Consider the following 20,420-nt stretch of genomic DNA (forward strand, 5'->3'; position numbering starts at 1 on the left):
TGCCTTTTTTACATCCTGATCGGTGCGTATAAAAAGCCGAACAGGGTCCGGAAGCTACATCAGAACTGATACGTGGCGGTGATGCTCACGTTACGCGGTTCGCCGTACACGATAGACCCTTCGATGTTGGTGTCGTAGGTTTTATCAAACAGATTGTTCACGTTACCCTGCAACGAAAAGTTTTTGGTCACCTGGTAGCGGGTGAAAAGATCCACCAGCGCATAGCTGCCCTGTTCCGCGCGGAAAGTGCCGTATGGCGTGACGGTATCGCTGTAGACGCGGTTCTGCCAGTTAACGCCGCCGCCAACGGTCAGTTCTGGCATCGCCGGCAGGCGATAACGGGTGAACAGTTTGACCGACGTGCGCGGCAGATATGGATTCACCGCATTACCTTCGTTATCGTCAGCGAGGTAGCGCGTTGCGCCAAAGGTCATCTGCCAGTTATCGGTGATCGCGCCGTTGATCTCAAATTCGACCCCTTTGCTGACGGTGCCGTTCGCGGCTTTATATGCGGTCTCTCCGTTGCTCCCGGCGATAGGTGAACCGGTGGACTGAGCAAGGTTGTCCTGCTCGATGCGGAACAGAGACAGGGTGGTGGTCAGACGGCTATTCATCCAGTCAGATTTCAGGCCCACCTCATAGTTATTTCCGGTGATGGGGGAAAGGTATTTACCCGAGCTGTCGCGCTTGTTCTGCGGCTGGAAGATCGATGTATAGCTGGCATAGGTAGACCAGTTATCGTTAATGTCATAAACCAGACCGGCATACGGCGTGGTATGGTTTTTCTCCATGCTGTAGGTCAGGGTGTCGATACGCCAGTTAGTGTAGCGCGCGCCGAGGATCAGATGCAGCGGGTCAGCCAGAGAAACACGGGTCGCGGCATACAACGACTTCATATGCGTGGTGTCATCCTGGGCCAGCGACAGCGGCGTCCATTGTGTTTGTGGGAAATGACCGTCGAAGTCAGCGAAATTGCCAATTTCGTCCGGGAAAACATTCGCCCACGAGCTGAAATAGCGGTTATTTTGCTTACTGTAGCTACCACCGAACATCAGGTTATGCTGACGACCAAACAGGTCGTAGCCGCCGTCGGCAAACAGATCCACCGCGTCGACCTTACGCTTACCGCTGTTCCAGCCGGTACCGCCTACGTAGTCAAAACCGGGGCCATAGCTGGCGTAAGGGCCAACAAGCGTACCGTCGGCTTTATTGACTAACGCATCGATATACATTGTCTTACTGTCGAATTTCACTTCAGAGTGAGTGGCATTCATTGTTGCCTGCCAGGTATCGGCAAAGCGCTGCTTGAGTGTGACGAAAACCTTGTTGATCTCTTTATCGTTGTAAGCCCAGTCCGGCGCTGTGCTACGGGCGCGATCATAGCTGTTTTTGCTGCCGTCGGTGTTCCAGCGCGGCAGGCCGCCCCATGTCGGGCTGTTCACATCGATTTTTTGATATTCATAACCTGCCGCCAGGCTGGTGCTCTCGCCCAAATCCGCGTCGAGAATACCGGAGAAGAAGGTTTTTTCGCTAGTGTAGCGATCCAGCCATGAGTCATTATTTTGATAACCGGCCACGACGCGCGCGCGAACATTTCCGTCATCCGTAAGCGGACTTTGCAGATCCATCACGTAACGCTGTTTATTCCAGCTGCCGTATTCCGCAGAAACATCTCCCGTAAACTCCCGACGGGTGGCATGCTTGCGGATCATATTGATGGAGGCCGACGGGTTGCCGGTTCCTGTCATCAGACCGTTGGCGCCGCGCACCACTTCCACGCGTTCAAAAAGCGCGGTGTCGGACAACGCGTCACCGAGATTCCAGCGCGATTCAAAGTACGTAGGAATACCGTCGACCATATAATTGTCGATCTCAAACCCGCGTGAATAATAGCTGCTGCGGTCTGAATCCGCCTGGCTTCGGCTAATTCCCAGCGTGTTATCCATCACGTCGCCGAGAGTGTGCAGTTGTTGGTCTTCCATACGCTGCTGGCTGACGATGCTTACCGATTGCGGAATATCGCGCTGCGTCATTGCCATTTTCGTGGCGGCGTTGGTGGTTTTTACGCTGTAATCGTGTTCATCGCTGGCATCAGAAATGTCCGGGGCGGAACCGTCCACAATGACGGTATCTTCGGTAACGGAAGCTGCAAAACTTGCGGAGGGCATCATTGCCACTGCGATACAGGCTGCCAGCAACGATGGGGTTGCGGCAGGTTGGCGCTGTTCGTCCCTACGGTGAGTGATGAAAGACATGAGAAAACCCTTAATAGTGAAGATAGTGATTCAGGCTGCGCGGGGCGGCGATGAACCTTTTTTTATTGTCTGGCTTATCATTGCGCATGAAAATGCAAATGCGAAATATACGCATTCATATTCACTGTGTAAACAGAGGTTACAGGCTTTCTGAAATCTTGTTTCAGAACTTTTAGACGTCGCGGGGAGGGGAAAGCAGAGAACCTGTACGGCAATGCGCGTTTTTTGCTTAAGAAATCGTGGCTTAAGGTTGAAAGAGCGGCTTTAAGTCGATCATACTCTATACTGGCAGTGTGGCTCAGCGTAGCATGGCATCACGCATGGCAATTTTAAGAAAAGGAAAACGTCGTGGCAGAAGAAACTATATTCAGCAAAATTATTCGTCGTGAAATCCCGTCAGACATTGTTTACCAGGATGAACTGGTTACCGCATTCCGGGATATCTCACCGCAGGCGCCCACCCACATCCTGATTATCCCCAATATTCTGATCCCGACGGTCAATGATGTCACTGCCGAGCATGAACAGGCGCTGGGACGGATGATCACCGTAGCGGCGAAAATTGCTGCGCAGGAAGGCATCGCAGAAGATGGCTATCGCCTGATTATGAATACTAACCGTCACGGCGGCCAGGAGGTGTATCACATCCACATGCACCTGCTGGGGGGCCGCGCGCTGGGGCCTATGCTTGCGCATAAAGGGCTGTAATGATGAAAAAAGGATGCCTTGCGCTTTCGCTGGGACTGCTGCTGCTGGCGGGGTGTCGTTCGCATCCTGAAATACCGGTCAGCGACGAGCAGTCTCTGGTGATGGAATCAACGCTGCTGGCTGCGGGGATCACGGCGCAGCCGCCGTCGTTGAGGACCTCTGATCTTCAGCCTTCCGCGTCCTCAGTGCTGTACAACGAAAGGCAAGAGCCCGTTACCGTTCATTATCGTTTTTACTGGTATGACGCCAGAGGATTAGAAATGCATCCTCTGGAAGCGCCACGCAGCGTGACAGTTCCGGCGCGTTCGTCGGTCACGCTCTATGGCAGCGCCAATTATCTGGGGGCGCACAAAGTCAGACTTTATCTTTTTTTGTAAGGGGTGAATCTTGAAGAGTAAATTGAGTCGCTATGCACTGTTAGTCGGGCTGGCGATAGTGCTTTCCGGCTGTGTGGCGCAGCGTGAGCCTGCGCCAGTGGAAGAAGTCAAACCGGTGCCGGAGCAGCCCGCGCAGCCTCAGCAGCCTGCGCCTGTCGTACCTTCTGTGCCGGAAATACCGGGTCAGCCTGGTCCAATTGAGCATGAAGATCAGACGGCGGCGCCTGCGCCCCGCGTTCGTCACTACGACTGGAATGGCGCCATGCAGCCGATGGTGGCTAAAATGCTGCAGGCCGATGGCGTAACCTCGGGCAGCGTACTGCTGGTGGACAGCGTCAACAACCGGACAAACGGGTCGTTGAACGCGAGCGACGCCACGGAAACCCTGCGCAACGCGCTGGCTAACAACGGCAAATTTACGCTGGTCTCCGCCCAGCAGTTGTCGATGGCGAAACAGCAGTTAGGCCTTTCTCCGCAGGACAGCCTGGGAACGCGTAGTAAAGCCATTGGTATTGCCCGCAACGTTGGCGCGCACTATGTGCTGTATTCCAGCGCCGCCGGCAACGTCAATGCGCCATCGCTGCAAATGCAATTAATGCTGGTACAAACTGGCGAGATAATCTGGTCAGGTAAAGGTGCCGTTCAGCAACAATAACGCGCTGTCGCGCGACGAGGTCTTGTCGCGCTTCTTTCCGCATTATCGCCCCGTTGCTGACGGTCAGACCGGTCTCAGCGGCGGGAGCGTTATCCTGGCCCGCGCCGAAACGCGTCTGGTGCTTCGCCGCCATCACGATCCCGATGCGCGCGGATACCCATTTTTGCGCCAGTACCGTGCGCTTAATCGCCTACCTGAACGTCTTGCGCCGAAGCCGCGTCTGTATATTCCCGGCTGGATGGCGGTGGACTATCTGCGCGGCGAGGTAAGATCGCAATTGCCGGATACCGACGATCTCGCGGGCTTGCTGTATTATCTGCATCAGCAGCCGCGCTTCGGTTGGCGTATTCACCTTCTGCCGCTGCTTGAACAGTACTGGCGAGGCAGCGATCCGTCACGCAGAACGCCGCGCTGGCTGAGGCGGTTAAAACGTTTGCGTCAGCAAGGGGAGCCACAACCGCTGCGTCTGGCGCCACTGCACATGGATGTCCACGCCGGAAACATCGTACACACTGAGTCGGGGCTAAAGTTAATCGACTGGGAGTACGCCGGGGACGGCGATATCGCGCTTGAGCTGGCGGCGGTGTGGGTGGACGATGTGGCCCGGCGCCGGCAACTGGTGAACGACTATGCGGTGCGCGGCAATATGTCGCCGGAAAGCCTGTGGCAGCAGGTCCGACGCTGGGATCCGTGGGTACAGATGCTGAAGGCTGGATGGTATGAATACCGCTGGCGACAGACCGGCGAACAACACTTTATCGGGCTGGCCGACGCAACCTGGCGGCAGCTTTTAACGAAGGATTAAGGAGAGCAGTGTGGGTCCAGTTATGTTGGATGTCGAAGGGTTTGAACTGGATGCGGAAGAACGGGAAATTTTGGCCCATCCGCTGGTCGGTGGTTTGATCCTCTTCACGCGTAATTATCACGATCCGGCGCAGCTGCGCGAACTGGTGCGCCAGATCCGCGCGGCGTCGCGCAATCATCTGGTGGTGGCGGTGGACCAGGAAGGCGGCCGCGTACAGCGCTTTCGCGAAGGCTTTACCCGACTGCCTGCCGCTCAGTCTTTTGCCGCGCTACACGGGATGGAAGAGGGCGGCAAACTGGCGGAAGACGCAGGCTGGCTGATGGCCAGCGAAATGATAGCAATGGATATCGACATCAGTTTTGCGCCGGTACTTGATGTCGGGCATATCAGCGCCGCGATTGGCGAGCGATCCTATCATGCCGATCCGGCAAAAGCGCTGGCGATGGCGACGCGCTTTATCGACGGGATGCATGCCGCGGGCATGAAAACCACCGGTAAACATTTTCCGGGTCACGGCGCGGTGACCGCCGATTCGCATAAAGAGACGCCGACCGATCCGCGCCCGGAAGCGGAAATTCGCGCTAAAGATATGTCCGTGTTCCGTTCGCTGATTACCGACAACAAACTTGATGCGATTATGCCTGCGCATGTGATTTACAGCGAGGTTGATCCGCGTCCGGCAAGCGGCTCGTCGCACTGGCTGAAAACGGTCCTGCGTCAGGAGCTGGGTTTTGACGGGGTGATTTTCTCCGACGATCTTTCGATGGAAGGGGCGGCGATCATGGGCAGCTATGCCGAGCGCGGCCAGGCGTCGCTGGATGCAGGTTGCGATATGATCCTGGTCTGCAATAATCGTAAAGGTGCGGTCAGCGTGCTGGATAATCTGTCGCCGATCAAAGCAGAACGTGTTACACGTTTGTATCATAAAGGTTCATTTTCTCGTCAGGAACTGATGGACTCGGCACGCTGGAAACAGGTCAGCGCGCAGCTCAACCAGTTACACGAACGCTGGCAGGAAGAAAAAGCAGGTCATTAACGCAAGTTTGGTGAGGGTGCGATGATTATCTATTTACACGGTTTTGACTCTAACAGCCCGGGTAACCACGAAAAAGTGTTGCAGTTGCAGTTTATCGACCCGGACGTCAGGCTGATCAGCTACAGCACGCGGCATCCGAAACATGACATGCAACATCTGCTGAAGGAAGTGGACAAAATGTTGCAGCTTAACGTTGACGATCGTCCGCTGATTTGCGGTGTGGGTCTGGGAGGCTACTGGGCCGAGCGCATCGGCTTTCTGTGCGACATCCGTCAGGTGGTGTTTAATCCGAACCTGTTCCCGTATGAGAACATGGAAGGCAAAATCGACCGCCCGGAAGAATACGCCGATATCGCCACCAAATGCGTGACGAACTTCCGTGAAAAGAACCGCGACCGCTGCCTGGTGATTCTTTCCCGTCATGACGAAGCGCTTGACAGTCAGCGCTCTTCTGAAGAACTGCACCATTTTTACGAAATTGTATGGGATGAAGAACAGACGCATAAGTTCAAGAATATTTCACCCCATCTGCAGCGAATCAAAGCGTTCAAAACGCTGGGTTGACCGTCAACCACTGCGTATGCGCGTCCTGACCGCCAGCCTTCGGGCTGGTTTTTTTTTGGCGAAATGGCAGAAGGTGTCTATCTTTTCAGCATCAAAACTTGATGCACATCAATTTTGGTATGACCAATGCACCGCATGTGTTATTCTCACTCTCGAAGAACATTTTCATTGTCGTAACCTGTTGTTAATTAAAGGCTATGTTAATAACTTTTAATTAACAATTGGTTAATCATTTAAGGGGGTCGCGTTGACTACACCATTGAAAAAGATCGTGATTGTCGGTGGGGGTGCTGGCGGGCTGGAAATGGCTACGCAACTGGGGCACAAACTGGGCCGCAAGAAAAAAGCGAAGATTACGCTGGTTGACAGAAACCATAGCCATCTGTGGAAACCCCTGCTGCACGAAGTGGCGACGGGGTCTCTTGATGAAGGCGTGGATGCGCTGAGCTACCTGGCGCACGCGCGGAATCACGGCTTCCAGTTCCAGTTGGGGTCGGTAATGGATATCGATCGCGAGGCCAAAACAATTACTATTGCTGAACTGCGCGACGAGAAAGGCGAGCTGTTGGTGCCGGAGCGCAAAATCGCTTACGACACGCTGGTGATGGCGCTGGGCAGTACTTCTAACGATTTCAACACGCCGGGCGTGAAAGAGCACTGCATCTTCCTCGATAACCCGCATCAGGCGCGCCGTTTCCATCAGGAAATGCTCAACCAGTTCCTGAAATACTCCGCGAACCTGGGCGCGAACGGCAAGGTGAATATCGCCATTGTCGGCGGTGGGGCAACCGGCGTTGAGCTTTCGGCTGAACTGCATAACGCAGTGAAACAATTGCACAGCTATGGCTACAAAGGGCTGACCAACGAAGCGCTGAACGTCACGCTGGTGGAAGCGGGCGAGCGCATCCTGCCTGCGCTGCCGCCACGCATTTCTGGCGCGGCGCATAATGAACTGAGCAAACTGGGCGTCCGCGTACTGACCCAGACAATGGTGACCAGCGCCGACGCGGGCGGTTTACACACGAAAGACGGCGAATACATTGAAGCCGACCTGATGGTCTGGGCGGCAGGGATTAAAGCGCCGGACTTTATGAAGGAGATCGGCGGTCTCGAAACCAACCGTATTAATCAACTGGTGGTGGAGCCCACGCTGCAAACCACCCGCGATCCTAACGTGTATGCGATTGGCGACTGTGCTTCCTGCGCGCGTCCGGAAGGCGGATTTGTTCCACCGCGCGCCCAGGCTGCGCATCAGATGGCGACCTGCGCGATGAATAACATTCTGGCGCAAATGAACGGTAAACCGCTGAAGGCATACCAGTATAAAGACCATGGCTCGCTGGTTTCGTTGTCTAACTTTTCTACCGTTGGCAGTCTGATGGGGAACCTGACCAAAGGTTCGATGATGATCGAGGGGCGCATTGCCCGCTTCGTGTACATCTCTTTGTACCGGATGCACCAGATTGCACTGCACGGTTACTTCAAAACCGGGTTGATGATGCTGGTGGGCAGTATTAACCGCGTTATCCGTCCGCGTCTGAAGCTGCATTAATTACCTTCCTCCCAGCGTCGCCAATGGCGGCGCTGGGCGTCTGCGCCGTTCTGCACACTGAATATTCCTGTCGCTCTCCTCAGAGTTCTCTGAATCATGCTGTTTTAAGGTCAACCCACGATATTTTCATCCGCAATCTGATGGGCTTCTGCTTGCTTTAGTTGCAATATTGTTACCAATAGCAAAGAAGGAGGATTTCCCGTGAATAAATCAATGTTGGCGGGTATAGGGATTGGCGTAGCTGCTGCGCTGGGCGTGGCGGCGGTGGCCAGTCTGAACGTCTTTGATCGCGGCCCGCAGTATGCGCAAGTGGTTTCTGCAACACCTATCAAAGAAACCATTAAGACCCCACGTCAGGAGTGCCGTAACGTCACGGTGACCCACCGCAGACCTGTCCAGGATGAAAACCGCATCGCCGGTTCTGTTCTTGGCGCAGTGGCTGGCGGAGTGATTGGTCATCAGTTTGGCGGGGGCCGTGGTAAAGATGTCGCCACTGTTGTCGGGGCGCTGGGCGGTGGTTACGCGGGTAACCAGATCCAGGGATCAATGCAGGAAAACGACACCTACACCTCTACGCAGCAGCGTTGCAAAACCGTCTATGACAAATCGGAAAAAATGCTCGGCTACGACGTGACCTACAAGATCGGCGATCAGCAGGGCAAAATCCGGATGGATAAAGATCCGGGTACACAAATTCCGCTGGATAACAACGGCCAGTTGATTCTGAATAACAAAGCATAAAAAAGCTGTACTCTGCTGATTAGCCCCTCATTCGCTCAGGCTGAGGGGCTTTTTTTATCAGAAAGTTAACGCGTAGTTCAGGCCAAAGGTCCGCCCGCGGCCCTTGTATTCATACTGCGATGGGCTGCCGTAGGTTGGGCTGTACAGCAGCGGCGCGCGCTGTCCCCAGAGGGTGGTGTAGTCTTCGTCCAGCAGGTTTTCGATGCTTAAGGTCAGTTTACCCAGCGGGAGCTGATAACTGCTGATAACGTCAACGGTATTGTATCCATCCAGTTTATTACCGCTGGCATCCGTCAGATCGAAAGACTGTTGGGTTTGCACCCGCAATGACCACGGCTCTGGCGCCCAACCCACCCAGGCGGTGGCTTTTGACGGCGAGGCCAGCGTCACATCCCATTTTTCCCATTTCCCGTTTTGCTTCACTTCAGACTTCAGTACGTTGAAGTTTGCGCCGAGGCTCCAGTCGCTGTCAGGAATGAAATAGTCCACAGCGCCTTCCACGCCGTAAATCCGGCGGTCGTCAGGTTCCACGCGAATGGTCATATCGCTGCGGTTAATCACAATGGATTTGTCGGAGGTAGAGTAATAGGCCGCCAGTTGCGTGCGCAGACTCTCGCCGGTATAGCGCCATCCCAGTTCATAGGAGTTGACTTTGATCCCTTCCAGACGCGAGTCAGCGACGTTTACGCTGCGCTGAAGCTGGTAATGATCGCCTACCAACTGATAGGTGCCGTTACCATAGTATTTCCCCGGATCCGGCAATTCGACGCCCTGGGAAAAGTTGAACCACGCCTGCTGGCGTTCGGTCAGATGCGCAAGCAGACCGGCGTTGAACAGGACGTTATCGTAATCGGTTTTGCCGCCCGGTATCGCATCGGCAGAACTCGCCAGCCCATTGGCGATCCCCTGCTGCTGCGCGTAGCCGATGAAATCATCAACCCGGTTTTCAGTCCATTGATAGCGGATGCCGCCGCTCAGGGTGAAAATATCGTTGATGTCATAACTGCTTTGCAGGAACGGCGCGAAATTAGTGATGCTGTAGCCGGGGTAACGTCCGGTGGTATAGGCCGTACGGTTGTCCATGCCGCCGGAGGGAAGCGACCATGCGAGGTCGAAAAATTTCTGATTAGCGTCGAAGGTCTCGTGATCCGCATCGATACCCCAGGTCAGTTCCCAGTTATCCATCAACTGACTGTTGAGGGTAATTTTGGCGCCGTACTGATCGGTGTCCTGCTGCGAGGCAGAAAAGCTGGTGACCTGGCCCCTGGTCAGCGACGGGAAGGGATAAAATTTCAGCGATTCATCACGGTAATAAATTTGGCTGACCAGATTTTGACCGAAGAAGTCGGCGTCTGAATATTGCAGGCTAATCAGATGACGCTCTGTTCCGGGGATGCGATCGGCGCTGAGTCCGCTACGGGTGCTGGCTTTACCGTCACCAGTGACGGCAGACATATTTTCGCCCAGATACAGGCCGTAGTCGTCATCGCCCTGGCTTTTATAATATTGGGTCACCAGCTGTAGCTGACGGTTGTCGTCAATCTCAATTGTGCCCGTACCCATCACATCCAGACGATCGGAGTGCTGCAAGCCGGTTTGCGTATTGTCGAGCATTAGCGCATCGCCGTTGCCATCGTACCAGCCGCCGAAGCGCTGCCAGGCGACAGAGAGACGGCCAGAGGCGCGATCCGTCCCCCCGCTGACCGCGGCGGCAACGCGCTCGTCACGATCGTTACTGTTATTGAAGCCCGATTTAGCACCCAGTTCTAGTTCCACTTCGCGTTCCGGCTGGCCTTTTTTGGTCACGATGTTGATCAGGCCGCCAGTACTGCCGCCGCCATAGAGCGACGTCGCGCCGGAAATCACTTCAATGTGGGCAATGTTGAACGGATCGATGGCGTCCAGCTGTCGGCTGTCGGTACGCGAAGAGTTAAGGCGTACGCCATCAATCAGCACGACCAGCGCGCGCCCGCGCATATTCATACCATAGTTGGTTCGTCCCTGGCTGCTGACATCAATACCGGGGATCAACTGCGCCAGCACATCTTTAAACTCTTTGCCGCCCTGAACCTGTTGTTCAATTTCCTGACCCTCGATCACCCAGGTGGTCTGCGCCATTTCCGCCACCGTTTTTTGACTCCGGTTAGCGCTGACGATGAGGTTTTCTTCTTCTGTTTGCTTCGCTGCCGTTGCAGGCAGAGTTAACGCAAGCAGGACTGGGTTGAGCACCCAAAGACGCTTATTCATTCGCATTCCCTTCTGAAAATATCTGTAAAAGTGGTGTTCTTCTTGCCGGGCAGGCTCCGGCTGTTACATTGTGAAACAGATAGAAAGTCAAATGCGAATATTGCTGATAATGGTTTCTATTATCAAATAATATTTTAAGAAATTTGAGTCTAACCCGGTGAAAACATTACTTTTTGTAGGGGAAAGGTGAGAGAAGGACCGGGAAACGCATTCCCCGGCCAGCAGGATCAATCAGGCTTTCAACAGCTCGGGCCACAGGCGAAGAGTGGTACGGGTGATCTGCATCAGTGTGTCAAACGACGCGCCTTCGCGGGCGCTGATCGACATCCCCTGTAAGATGCAGTTCAGGTATTCGGCAAGGTGCTGTACGTTGCACTGCGCCGGGATCTCTGCGCGCATCTGGCGCTGTTGCAGGAAACGGGTCAACGTTTGCTCCTGCATGGCGTGGCGTGATTTCACCGTATGCGCAATATCCCGTGACGCGGCAGCAAGCGTCGCGGAAGTGTTGATCATAAAACAACCCGCCGGGGTGTCTTTACTGGTAAAACAGGTCGCCACGGCGGTGAAGTAATCTTCCAGCGCGGCCTCCACGCTTTTTTCTTCGCAAAATAGCTGCGCTTCATGCTTTGCGGCGAAACGGGCGATGTACCTGTCGAGCACCGCGCGAAACAGTCCTTCTTTATTGGTGAATTCTGCGTACAGCGTGGGGGCTTTCGCCCCTGTCGCTTCAACAAGATCAGAGAGCGACGTCGCCTCATAACCGTGCTGCCAGAAGAGTGTCATGGCCTTATCAAGCGCGGCTTCCCTGTCGAACACTTTTGGTCGGCCACGGCTTTTTTTTACACAACCTGTCGAGTCAGTTGTCATGATGCCGGTGTACCTGTCTGGGTTTAATGAATAACCATTATAAAAATAAAACCGTCCAGTCTCCAGCGCATTCCTGTGAAAAATAATTACGTTGCATTGTCATGAAAGATAAGTGCTTTTTAATTTATATAACGACCGTTATAAAAAATAGTTGACGTGTGACCTGGATCACATCTATCATTTACCTATCGATCGTTAAGTAAATGCTTACGACCCCGTTCATCTGCAAAAGGTTACTATTATGAAAAACGTCAAAGCCCTCATCGCTGCTGCTGTACTCAGCTCTCTTTCATTCGCCAGCTTCGCTGCCGTTGAAGTGCAATCTACGCCTGACGGCCAGCAAAAAGTTGGGACCATCTCTGCCAGCGCAGGTACTAACCTGGGTTCTCTGGAAGAACAACTGGCGCAAAAAGCAGATGAAATGGGGGCGAAATCTTTCCGCATTACCTCGGTTACTGGCCCGAACACGCTGCACGGTACCGCGGTAATTTATAAATAAGCATTAACCCCTCATTAATGCCTGATTAAGATTTGCCACTGCACAAAAAAGCCCCGCTGAACCACGGTTCAGCGGGGCTTTTTCGTTCAGGCTTACAGGGATTGCTGTTTAACGTCGTGATGTCGAGTGACGTCGACCGGCATGCCGGAGCGGACATCCATTACGTGCTGCATCAATGGCGCATCGGTTTGCGCGGCATCTTTAAATGCCTGCAATGTGCTGTTCAGGACGATAGGCAAAACCTGCGGGTCATCATCAATATTTTTTGACAGCGGCTGATGTACCTCAACCAGACGTACGCCGCCTGGCTCGACTGAGGCTTTGATCGGCGTATTAATAATGTTGACTTTGGTTCCCGGGGTAACCTGCTTAAACAGCGTTTCAATATCGCCATCACGCAGGCGAATGCAGCCGGAACTGACCCGCATTCCGATGCCGAAATCGGCGTTGGTGCCGTGCAGCAGATACACGCCGCCGTAGGCGGCTAAACGAATCGCGTGGTGACCCATCGGGTTATCCGGCCCGGCAGGGACAACCGCAGGCAAATCGATCCCCTGTGCTTTATAGCGGGCGCGAATATTGGCCGTCGGCGTCCAGGTCGGATTCGCACGCTTGTCGGAAACGGTGGTTACCATGGTGGGCGTAAGCGTATCGCCCCCCAGTTGACCAATGCCGATAGGGTAAACCGTGACCACGTTTTTACCCGGTGGATAATAATAAAGGCGCAGTTCAGCAAGGTTAATGACGATACCTTCGCGCGGCGCATCCGGCAGGAGGGTTTGCAGCGGAATGGTCAACACGCTGCCAGCGCGCGGCACGTAGGGGTCAACGCCGGGATTTGCCTGTAACAGCGCCAGGAATCCAACGTTGTATTTCTTCGCAATGGCCTCCAGGGAACCGCCGTTGTTTTCGACAACGTGATATTTATTTTCGCCCACCAGTTTGCTGCCGGGCGGCGGAAGTGGCCAGGTATTCGCCTGCGCAGGTAGCGCAAGCGCCATGCCGGCGGCAAAGGTGACAAAAGCCAGCCAGCGGGAAAGTCGCAGAGTTTTCATTATCATCATAAATCAAAGGGTTATTGGAATAAAAGACGCCAACGATCATTATGGCGGGTTGGCATGTCCTGAAATGCAAGGGAAGTGCAAAGAGTTGTAAAGATCTGCGAGGCGGGGGAGATCATGCCGGACGGCTGTTTCGCCTTATCCGGCAACGGGTTATTACGCGACCGCGTTTTCTTCCAGTTGCGCCATAAACTGACGCACCCAGTCCATACGCGTTTTCCGCTCCGTCAAATCCTGCATAAACTTCAGGCGGGTCGGACCGTCGAGGCGGAAGTGCTGAGGCTGCTTTTGCAGCAGACCGATAAGCCAGCCCGGGTTCACGTGATTTTTCTCGGCGAATTCAATGGTGCCGCCTTTCTCGTTACCTTCGAGTTTGCGGATCCCCAGCTTTTGCGCCTGCTGACGCAAACGGGCGATATCCAGCAGATTACGCGCGGGATCCGGCAGAAGACCAAAGCGATCGATAAGCTCCACTTTGATCTCTTCCAGCTCGTTTTCGCTTTTGGCGCTGGCGATTCGCTTGTAGAACGACAGGCGCGTATTGACGTCGGGGATATAATCATCCGGTAGCAGCGACGGCATTCGCAGTTCGACTTCTGTCTGCTGGCTGGTAAGATCTTCCAGCGACGGTTCCCGTCCGGCTTTTAGCGCATCGACGGCGTTTTCCAGCAGTTCCATATACAGCGAGAAGCCAATGGTTTCCATCTGCCCGCTCTGGTCTTCGCCAAGCAGTTCGCCCGCGCCGCGAATTTCCAGATCGTGTGTCGCCAGCGCAAAGCCCGCACCCAAATCTTCCAGTGACGCAATCGCCTCCAGACGCTTTTGCGCGTCGGTGGTCATCGCTTTCGGATGCGGCGTCAACAGCCAGGCGTACGCCTGATGATGCGATCGGCCCACGCGTCCGCGCAACTGATGCAACTGCGCCAGTCCAAAGTGATCCGCGCGTTCGATGATAATGGTGTTGGCGGTCGGGATGTCGATCCCGGTCTCGATAATCGTGGTACACACCAGCACGTTAAAGCGCTGATGGTGGAAGTCGTTCATTACCCGTTCCAGTTCGCGCTCGCGCATCTGCCCATGACCAATCGCGATGCGCGCTTCCGGCACCAGTTCCGCCAGACGGTCGGCGGCTTTCTGAATGTTTTCGACGTCATTATACAGGTAATAGACCTGGCCGCCGCGCAGGATTTCACGCAGGATCGCCTCGCGCACGACCAGGTTATCGTATTCACGGACGAAGGTTTTCACCGCCAGCCGTCGCGCCGGTGGGGTGGCAATGATCGACAGATCGCGCATTCCGCTCATCGCCATATTGAGCGTGCGCGGGATGGGCGTGGCGGTCAGGGTCAGAATATCGACATCGGCGCGCATCGCTTTGATACGCTCTTTATGACGCACGCCGAAACGGTGCTCTTCGTCGACAATCAATAAGCCCAGATCTTTCAGTTTGACATCGCTTTGTAACAGCTTGTGCGTGCCGATCAGGATATCGATTTTCCCTTCAGCCGCCTGTTCGAGGATCTGCGCCTGTTCTTTGGCGCTACGGAAGCGGGACAGCATTTCGATACGCACCGGCCAGTTGGCAAAGCGGTCGCGGAAGTTGTCGAAGTGCTGCTGGGCGAGCAGGGTGGTCGGCACCAGAACGGCCACCTGCTTATGGTTTTCAACGGCGAGAAACGCCGCGCGCATTGCCACTTCGGTTTTGCCGAAGCCCACGTCGCCGCAGACCAGACGGTCCATTGCCAGCGGCTGACACATGTCGCTGAGTACAGCGTTAATGGCCTGGGCCTGGTCGGGCGTGGTCTCGAACGGGAAGCTGTCGCAAAATAGCTGGTACTGCTCGCGGTCGTGCTTAAAGGCAAAGCCTTCTTTCGCCGCACGTTGGGCATAAATATCCAACAGTTCCGCCGCCACGTCGCGGACTTTTTCCGCTGCTTTTTGCCGCGCGCGGGACCAGGCGTCGCCGCCAAGCTTATGCAGCGGCGCGTTTTCCTCGGCTCCGCCTGCATAGCGGCTGATGAGATGCAACGAGGAGACCGGCACATACAGTTTGGCGTCGTTGGCGTAGGTGAGCATCAGATATTCACCCTTGATGCCGCCCGCTTCCAGGGTCGTCATTCCGGCATAACGACCAACGCCGTGTTCCAGATGAACCACCGGCTGACCCGGATGCAGTTCGGCCAGGTTACGGATCAACGTGTCCGGATTAATGGTGCGGCGTGAATCCTGGCGGCGACGCGCCACGCGCTCGCCGAGCAGGTCGCTTTCGCAAATCATCGCCAGGTTGCGCTGGGTATCGACAAACCCGCGTTCCGCGGCGCCGATCATCAGATAGCGCCCGTTACCACTTGCTTCATCAAGACGCAGAATGCGCTTCGGCGCGAGCTTAATTCGCGCGAGCAGTTCGCCGAGCGCCTCGCGGCGGCCTTCGCTCTCCACGGAAAATACAACCGGACCCGTGAACGACTCGAGGAATTTGCGCAAAGCGTCAAGCGGCGCTTTTTGCTGCGCCTGTACCGCCAGATCGGGCAATTGCTGGAAGCCCAGATTGGTATTGGCCGCTTTGTCCGGCAGGTGCTCCGTTTTGAGCTGAATGCGCGGCCAGCGCTTCAGTTCCGAGAACAGCGCGTCAACGCGCAGCCAGAGCGATTCTGGCGGCAGGAGCGGGCGCATCGGGTCAACGCCCCGGTTCTCGAAACGCGCCAGCGTGTCGGCCTGGAAGCGTTCGGCGCTGGCTTCCAGATCGCCGGTATTGACAAGTAAGGTGTTGGCCGGGAAGTAACTGAACAGTGGGGGCAGCGGTTCGCTGAAAAACAGCGGTTGCCAGTATTCAATCCCCGCAGGCAGCGTGCCTTTACTGACCTGCTGATAAATATGTTCAGCGTCGCGTTTCACTTCAAATGTATCGCGCCACTGGCTGCGGAACAGCTCGATGGCGGTTTTATCCGTCGGAAACTCATGCGCTGGCAGCAGGTTGATGGCATCCACTTCTTCCAGCGTGCGCTGGGTATCCGCATCAAACAGGCGAAGGCTGTCAATTTCGTCGTCAAAGAAATCCAGACGGTAGGGTTGATCGCTACCCATCGGGAAGAGATCCAGCAGCGCGCCGCGCGTCGCGTATTCGCCGTGTTCCATGACCTGATCAACGTGCCGATAGCCTGCGCTGTCGAGCTGCGCGCGCAGGGCGTCGCGCGATAATCGCTGACCTTTTTTCATTACCAGCGCATGGCCGTGCAAGTAACTGTGCGGGCAGACGCGCTGCATCAGCGTATTCACCGGCACAATCAACACGCCGCGTTGCATAGAAGGCAACTGATACAGGGTTGAAAGGCGTGATGAGATGATTTCCTGATGCGGCGAGAAGCTGTCGTAAGGAAGCGTTTCCCAGTCCGCGAGGTTCATCACCATCTGGTCGGTAAACTGGCGGATTTCATCATGCAGGCGCAGGGCGTTTTGCATATCCGGGGCGATGAGTACGACGGGGCCGGGATGGCGTTCAGCAATGTCCGCCACCAGCGTGGCGCAAGCAGCCCCGGTCAGTTCGCCCAGCAGGCGCTGATCGCCCGCTTTGACGGGCAGCGTGTAACGTTGTTGTTCAGGCATTCGGTTGTCAGAATCTCTTTTAGGTATACGTCTGATAAGCAATGCTCTTTATTATCCGCGATCGTTTCTCTTTAGCAAATTGAATCGCCCTCGGTATCGTCATGCGTAATATTCTTCATTTGGATGATTCAGGAGAAAGATCAGAACGGTAAGCGCGCCGGGCAAAGAATATATTTAGCATATCGATTTCTCATCCCCTCTCGCGGGTACGCTGACGAACACTTACGGTTCAGACGTTTACCCATTCCGCTTTCGCTTATATACTCGTGACTTTGCTAATCGCAACCAGACGGATTTCATGTACCAACCTGTCGCTCTATTCATCGGCCTGCGCTACATGCGTGGGCGTGCAGCAGACCGCTTCGGTCGCTTCGTCTCCTGGCTTTCCACCATCGGCATTACCCTTGGGGTGATGGCGTTGGTCACGGTTTTGTCAGTGATGAACGGCTTTGAACGTGAACTGCAAAATAACATCCTGGGCCTGATGCCGCAGGCCATTCTTTCCGCTGAGCAAGGCTCGCTGAATCCCGGCCAGTTACCGGAAAACGCCGTCAAGCTCAACGGCGTGAGCCGTGTCGCGCCGCTGACCACCGGCGATGTGGTTCTGCAAAGCGCGCGCAGCGTGGCGGTGGGCGTTATGCTGGGTATCGATCCGGCGCAAAACGATCCGCTGACGCCGTATCTGGTCAATGTCAGACAAACCGATCTCCAGCCGGGTAAGTATAATGTCATCCTCGGGGAACAGCTTGCGGGGCAGCTTGGCGTTAATCGCGGCGACCAAATCCGCGTGATGGTGCCCTCAGCCAGCCAGTTCACGCCGATGGGGCGTTTGCCGAGCCAGCGTCTGTTTACCGTCATTGGCACGTTTGCGGCGAACAGTGAAGTCGACGGCTATCAGATGCTGACCAACATTCAGGATGCGTCGCGTTTGATGCGCTATCCGGCGGGAAACATTACCGGCTGGCGTTTATGGCTGAACGAGCCGCTGAAGGTGGACTCTCTCAGTCAGCAGACGCTGCCGGAAGGCACGAAATGGCAGGACTGGCGCGAGCGCAAGGGCGAACTGTTCCAGGCCGTAAGGATGGAAAAGAACATGATGGGACTGCTGCTTAGCCTGATCGTGGCGGTGGCGGCGTTCAATATTATTACCTCGCTGGGTTTGATGGTGATGGAGAAGCAGGGCGAAGTGGCGATTCTGCAAACGCAAGGGCTGACGCCGCGCCAGATCATGATGGTCTTTATGGTGCAGGGAGCCAGCGCCGGGATTATCGGCGCAGTGTTGGGGGCGGCGCTTGGCGCGTTGCTTGCCAGTCAGTTAAACAACCTGATGCCGGTTATCGGTGTGCTGCTGGATGGCGCTTCGCTGCCGGTGGCGATCGAGCCGCTACAGGTGATTGTGATTGCGCTGGTGGCCATGGCCATCGCGCTGCTTTCTACGCTTTATCCTTCCTGGCGCGCTGCCGCCACTCAACCCGCTGAGGCTTTACGTTATGAATAAGATCCTGTTGCAATGCGACAAATTGTGCAAACGCTATCAGGAAGGCGCCGTGCAGACCGACGTGCTGCACGATGTCAGCTTCAGCGTGGGCGAAGGAGAGATGATGGCGATTGTCGGTAGCTCCGGCTCCGGCAAAAGTACGCTGCTGCATCTGCTGGGCGGACTGGATACGCCGACCTCTGGCGATGTGATTTTCAGCGGTCAGCCGATGAGCACACTTTCCCCGGCGGCGAAAGCGGAACTGCGAAACCAAAAACTTGGCTTCATTTATCAGTTTCACCACCTGCTGCCGGACTTCACCGCGCTGGAAAACGTAGCGATGCCGCTGCTGATCGGCAAGAAAAAGCCGACGGAGATCGACCAGCGGGCGCGTGAGATGCTGAAAGCGGTAGGGCTGGATCATCGTGCGAACCATCGTCCGTCTGAACTTTCCGGCGGTGAGCGTCAGCGCGTGGCTATCGCGCGCGCGTTGGTGAATAACCCGCGTCTGGTGCTGGCGGATGAACCGACCGGTAACCTCGATGCGCGCAATGCGGACAGCATTTTCGAGTTGCTCGGGGAACTGAATCGTTCGCAGGGCACCGCGTTTCTGGTGGTCACGCACGATCTGCACCTGGCAAAGCGCATGAGTCGCCAGCTGGAAATGCGTGACGGACGCCTGACCGCGGAACTGAGCCTGATGGGGGCGGAGTAATGGCGTCGCCTTTATCGTTATTGATTGGTTTGCGCTTTAGCCGGGGACGTCGGCGTGGCGGTATGGTGTCATTGATTTCGGTGATCTCCACCATCGGCATTGCGCTGGGCGTGGCTGTGCTTATCGTTGGCTTAAGCGCGATGAACGGCTTCGAGCGTGAGCTGAATAACCGCATTCTGGCGGTGGTGCCGCACGGTGAAATCGAGGCCGTCAATCAGCCATGGAACAACTGGCGCGACGCGCTGGAAAAAGTTCAGAAGGTGCCGGGCATCACGGCGGCGGCCCCTTATATCAACTTTACCGGTCTGGTGGAAAGCGGAGCCAATCTGCGCGCCATCCAGGTCAAAGGCGTCGATCCGCAGCAGGAGCAGCGGCTGAGCGCGCTACCGTCCTTTGTGCTGAATAACGCCTGGACCGGCTTTAAGGCCGGAGAGCAACAGATCATCATTGGCAAAGGCGTCGCCGATGCGCTGAAAGTGAAGCAGGGGGATTGGGTGTCGATCATGATCCCCAACGCCAGTGCCGATCATAAACTGATGCAGCCAAAACGCGTCCGCCTGCACGTTGCCGGCATCCTGCAACTGAGCGGTCAGTTGGATCACAGCTTTGCAATGATCCCGATGGCGGATGCCCAGCAGTATCTCGACATGCCTGACACGGTTTCCGGTATTGCGCTGAAGGTTAACGACGTCTTTAACGCGAACAAATTGGTTCGCGCCGCGGGCGAAGTCACCAACAGCTACGTTTACATCAAGAGCTGGATTGGCACTTACGGCTATATGTACCGCGATATCCAGATGATCCGCGCGATTATGTATCTGGCGATGGTGCTGGTGATCGGCGTGGCTTGTTTTAACATTGTTTCAACATTAGTGATGGCGGTTAAAGACAAGAGCGGCGATATTGCGGTATTAAGAACGCTGGGGGCGAAAGATGGTCTTATTCGCGCCATTTTTGTCTGGTACGGCCTGCTGGCGGGACTGTTTGGTAGCCTGATTGGCGTGGTGATTGGCGTGGTGGTTTCGCTTCAGCTGACCCCAATTATCAACGGCATTGAGAAACTGATCGGCCATCAGTTCCTCTCCGGCGATATCTATTTTATTGACTTCCTGCCATCGGAGTTGCACTGGCTGGATGTGATTTACGTGCTGGTCACGGCATTGTTGCTGAGCCTGTTAGCAAGCTGGTATCCGGCGCGGCGCGCCAGCAATATTGACCCGGCAAGAGTGCTCAGCGGCCAGTAACGCCAAAAGAAAAA

17 protein-coding genes are annotated in these 20,420 nt (G+C 55.3%); 12 read left to right on the top strand and 5 right to left on the bottom strand.

Annotated features, from left to right (window positions below; translation table 11 throughout):
- Positions 1 to 59: 59 nt before the first annotated feature.
- Positions 60 to 2,255 carry a ferric-rhodotorulic acid/ferric-coprogen receptor FhuE gene (fhuE, locus tag OOJ60_RS16830; protein ID WP_205612110.1) on the bottom strand — a complete coding sequence of 732 codons (2,196 nt, stop codon included), beginning with the start codon at positions 2,253 to 2,255 and terminating at the stop codon, positions 60 to 62.
- A 348-nt stretch (positions 2,256 to 2,603) separates the two neighbouring features.
- On the opposite strand from fhuE, the gene hinT reads away from it, so the two are divergent.
- From hinT to OOJ60_RS16870, 8 genes are all read left to right on the top strand, one after another.
- A complete protein-coding gene (gene hinT, locus OOJ60_RS16835) occupies positions 2,604 to 2,963 on the top strand; it encodes a purine nucleoside phosphoramidase (RefSeq protein ID WP_042283701.1) in 360 nt (119 codons plus the stop codon).
- 2 nt (positions 2,964 to 2,965) lie between these two features.
- Positions 2,966 to 3,340, top strand: coding sequence for a YcfL family protein (locus OOJ60_RS16840; RefSeq protein ID WP_042283698.1), 375 nt, complete (start codon positions 2,966 to 2,968; stop codon positions 3,338 to 3,340).
- Between the two features lie 10 nt (positions 3,341 to 3,350).
- Positions 3,351 to 3,995 carry a penicillin-binding protein activator LpoB gene (gene lpoB / locus OOJ60_RS16845; protein ID WP_181823057.1) on the top strand — a complete coding sequence of 215 codons (645 nt, stop codon included), beginning with the start codon at positions 3,351 to 3,353 and terminating at the stop codon, positions 3,993 to 3,995.
- Positions 3,976 to 4,800 carry a thiamine kinase gene (thiK, locus tag OOJ60_RS16850; RefSeq protein ID WP_205612109.1) on the top strand — a complete coding sequence of 275 codons (825 nt, stop codon included), beginning with the start codon at positions 3,976 to 3,978 and terminating at the stop codon, positions 4,798 to 4,800. The genes lpoB and thiK overlap by 20 nt, the downstream gene beginning before the upstream one ends.
- A gap of 10 nt (positions 4,801 to 4,810) precedes the next feature.
- A complete protein-coding gene (nagZ, locus tag OOJ60_RS16855; RefSeq protein WP_042283690.1) occupies positions 4,811 to 5,836 on the top strand; it encodes a beta-N-acetylhexosaminidase in 1,026 nt (341 codons plus the stop codon).
- A 21-nt stretch (positions 5,837 to 5,857) separates the two neighbouring features.
- Complete coding sequence (gene ycfP, locus OOJ60_RS16860; protein WP_042283688.1) at positions 5,858 to 6,400, top strand: alpha/beta hydrolase YcfP; 543 nt, start codon at positions 5,858 to 5,860, stop codon at positions 6,398 to 6,400.
- Between the two features lie 247 nt (positions 6,401 to 6,647).
- Complete coding sequence (gene ndh / locus OOJ60_RS16865; protein WP_205612108.1) at positions 6,648 to 7,952, top strand: NADH-quinone dehydrogenase; 1,305 nt, start codon at positions 6,648 to 6,650, stop codon at positions 7,950 to 7,952.
- A 201-nt stretch (positions 7,953 to 8,153) separates the two neighbouring features.
- Positions 8,154 to 8,693: a glycine zipper 2TM domain-containing protein gene (locus tag OOJ60_RS16870; protein WP_060571338.1), complete on the top strand. Its 540-nt coding sequence runs from the start codon at positions 8,154 to 8,156 to the stop codon at positions 8,691 to 8,693.
- A gap of 57 nt (positions 8,694 to 8,750) precedes the next feature.
- Here the strand turns inward: OOJ60_RS16870 and OOJ60_RS16875 are convergent, their stop codons facing one another.
- Together OOJ60_RS16875 and comR are read right to left on the bottom strand one after the other, a co-directional pair.
- Positions 8,751 to 10,940, bottom strand: coding sequence for a TonB-dependent siderophore receptor (locus OOJ60_RS16875; RefSeq protein ID WP_205612107.1), 2,190 nt, complete (start codon positions 10,938 to 10,940; stop codon positions 8,751 to 8,753).
- A 231-nt stretch (positions 10,941 to 11,171) separates the two neighbouring features.
- A complete protein-coding gene (gene comR / locus OOJ60_RS16880; protein WP_060571336.1) occupies positions 11,172 to 11,807 on the bottom strand; it encodes a TetR family copper-responsive transcriptional repressor ComR in 636 nt (211 codons plus the stop codon).
- Between the two features lie 241 nt (positions 11,808 to 12,048).
- Between comR and bhsA the strand changes: the two genes are divergently transcribed.
- Positions 12,049 to 12,306, top strand: a complete 258-nt coding sequence (bhsA, locus tag OOJ60_RS16885; RefSeq protein ID WP_042283675.1) for a multiple stress resistance protein BhsA — start codon at positions 12,049 to 12,051, stop codon at positions 12,304 to 12,306.
- 92 nt (positions 12,307 to 12,398) lie between these two features.
- On the opposite strand, the gene ldtC is transcribed toward bhsA, so the two are convergent.
- Positions 12,399 to 13,364: a L,D-transpeptidase LdtC gene (ldtC, locus tag OOJ60_RS16890; protein WP_072197186.1), complete on the bottom strand. Its 966-nt coding sequence runs from the start codon at positions 13,362 to 13,364 to the stop codon at positions 12,399 to 12,401.
- A gap of 159 nt (positions 13,365 to 13,523) precedes the next feature.
- A complete protein-coding gene (gene mfd, locus OOJ60_RS16895; protein ID WP_205612106.1) occupies positions 13,524 to 16,970 on the bottom strand; it encodes a transcription-repair coupling factor in 3,447 nt (1,148 codons plus the stop codon).
- A 298-nt stretch (positions 16,971 to 17,268) separates the two neighbouring features.
- On the opposite strand from mfd, the gene lolC reads away from it, so the two are divergent.
- From lolC to lolE, 3 genes are read left to right on the top strand one after another with little or no spacing between them, the layout of a single operon-like run.
- On the top strand, positions 17,269 to 18,468 hold the full coding sequence (lolC, locus tag OOJ60_RS16900; RefSeq protein WP_042283671.1) for a lipoprotein-releasing ABC transporter permease subunit LolC: 1,200 nt from the start codon (positions 17,269 to 17,271) through the stop codon (positions 18,466 to 18,468).
- Complete coding sequence (gene lolD, locus OOJ60_RS16905) at positions 18,461 to 19,162, top strand: lipoprotein-releasing ABC transporter ATP-binding protein LolD (protein WP_205612105.1); 702 nt, start codon at positions 18,461 to 18,463, stop codon at positions 19,160 to 19,162. Before lolC ends, lolD begins: the two co-directional genes overlap by 8 nt.
- A complete protein-coding gene (gene lolE, locus OOJ60_RS16910) occupies positions 19,162 to 20,406 on the top strand; it encodes a lipoprotein-releasing ABC transporter permease subunit LolE (RefSeq protein WP_199957820.1) in 1,245 nt (414 codons plus the stop codon). Before lolD ends, lolE begins: the two co-directional genes overlap by 1 nt.
- Positions 20,407 to 20,420 lie beyond the last annotated feature (14 nt).

Source organism: Citrobacter sp. R4, assembly GCF_026719175.1.
GTDB classification, from domain to species: domain Bacteria; phylum Pseudomonadota; class Gammaproteobacteria; order Enterobacterales; family Enterobacteriaceae; genus Citrobacter_A; species Citrobacter_A sedlakii.

What these genes read in the sequence shown, in the direction of transcription:
- fhuE (WP_205612110.1), bottom strand. Translation starts at nt 2,255, where the DNA reads ATGTCTTTCATCACTCACCGTAGGGACGAACAGCGCCAACCTGCCGCA.
- OOJ60_RS16840 (WP_042283698.1), top strand. Translation starts at nt 2,966, where the DNA reads ATGAAAAAAGGATGCCTTGCGCTTTCGCTGGGACTGCTGCTGCTGGCG.
- ycfP (WP_042283688.1), top strand. Translation starts at nt 5,858, where the DNA reads ATGATTATCTATTTACACGGTTTTGACTCTAACAGCCCGGGTAACCAC.
- OOJ60_RS16875 (WP_205612107.1), bottom strand. Translation starts at nt 10,940, where the DNA reads ATGAATAAGCGTCTTTGGGTGCTCAACCCAGTCCTGCTTGCGTTAACT.
- comR (WP_060571336.1), bottom strand. Translation starts at nt 11,807, where the DNA reads ATGACAACTGACTCGACAGGTTGTGTAAAAAAAAGCCGTGGCCGACCA.
- bhsA (WP_042283675.1), top strand. Translation starts at nt 12,049, where the DNA reads ATGAAAAACGTCAAAGCCCTCATCGCTGCTGCTGTACTCAGCTCTCTT.
- mfd (WP_205612106.1), bottom strand. Translation starts at nt 16,970, where the DNA reads ATGCCTGAACAACAACGTTACACGCTGCCCGTCAAAGCGGGCGATCAG.
- lolC (WP_042283671.1), top strand. Translation starts at nt 17,269, where the DNA reads ATGTACCAACCTGTCGCTCTATTCATCGGCCTGCGCTACATGCGTGGG.
- lolD (WP_205612105.1), top strand. Translation starts at nt 18,461, where the DNA reads ATGAATAAGATCCTGTTGCAATGCGACAAATTGTGCAAACGCTATCAG.
- lolE (WP_199957820.1), top strand. Translation starts at nt 19,162, where the DNA reads ATGGCGTCGCCTTTATCGTTATTGATTGGTTTGCGCTTTAGCCGGGGA.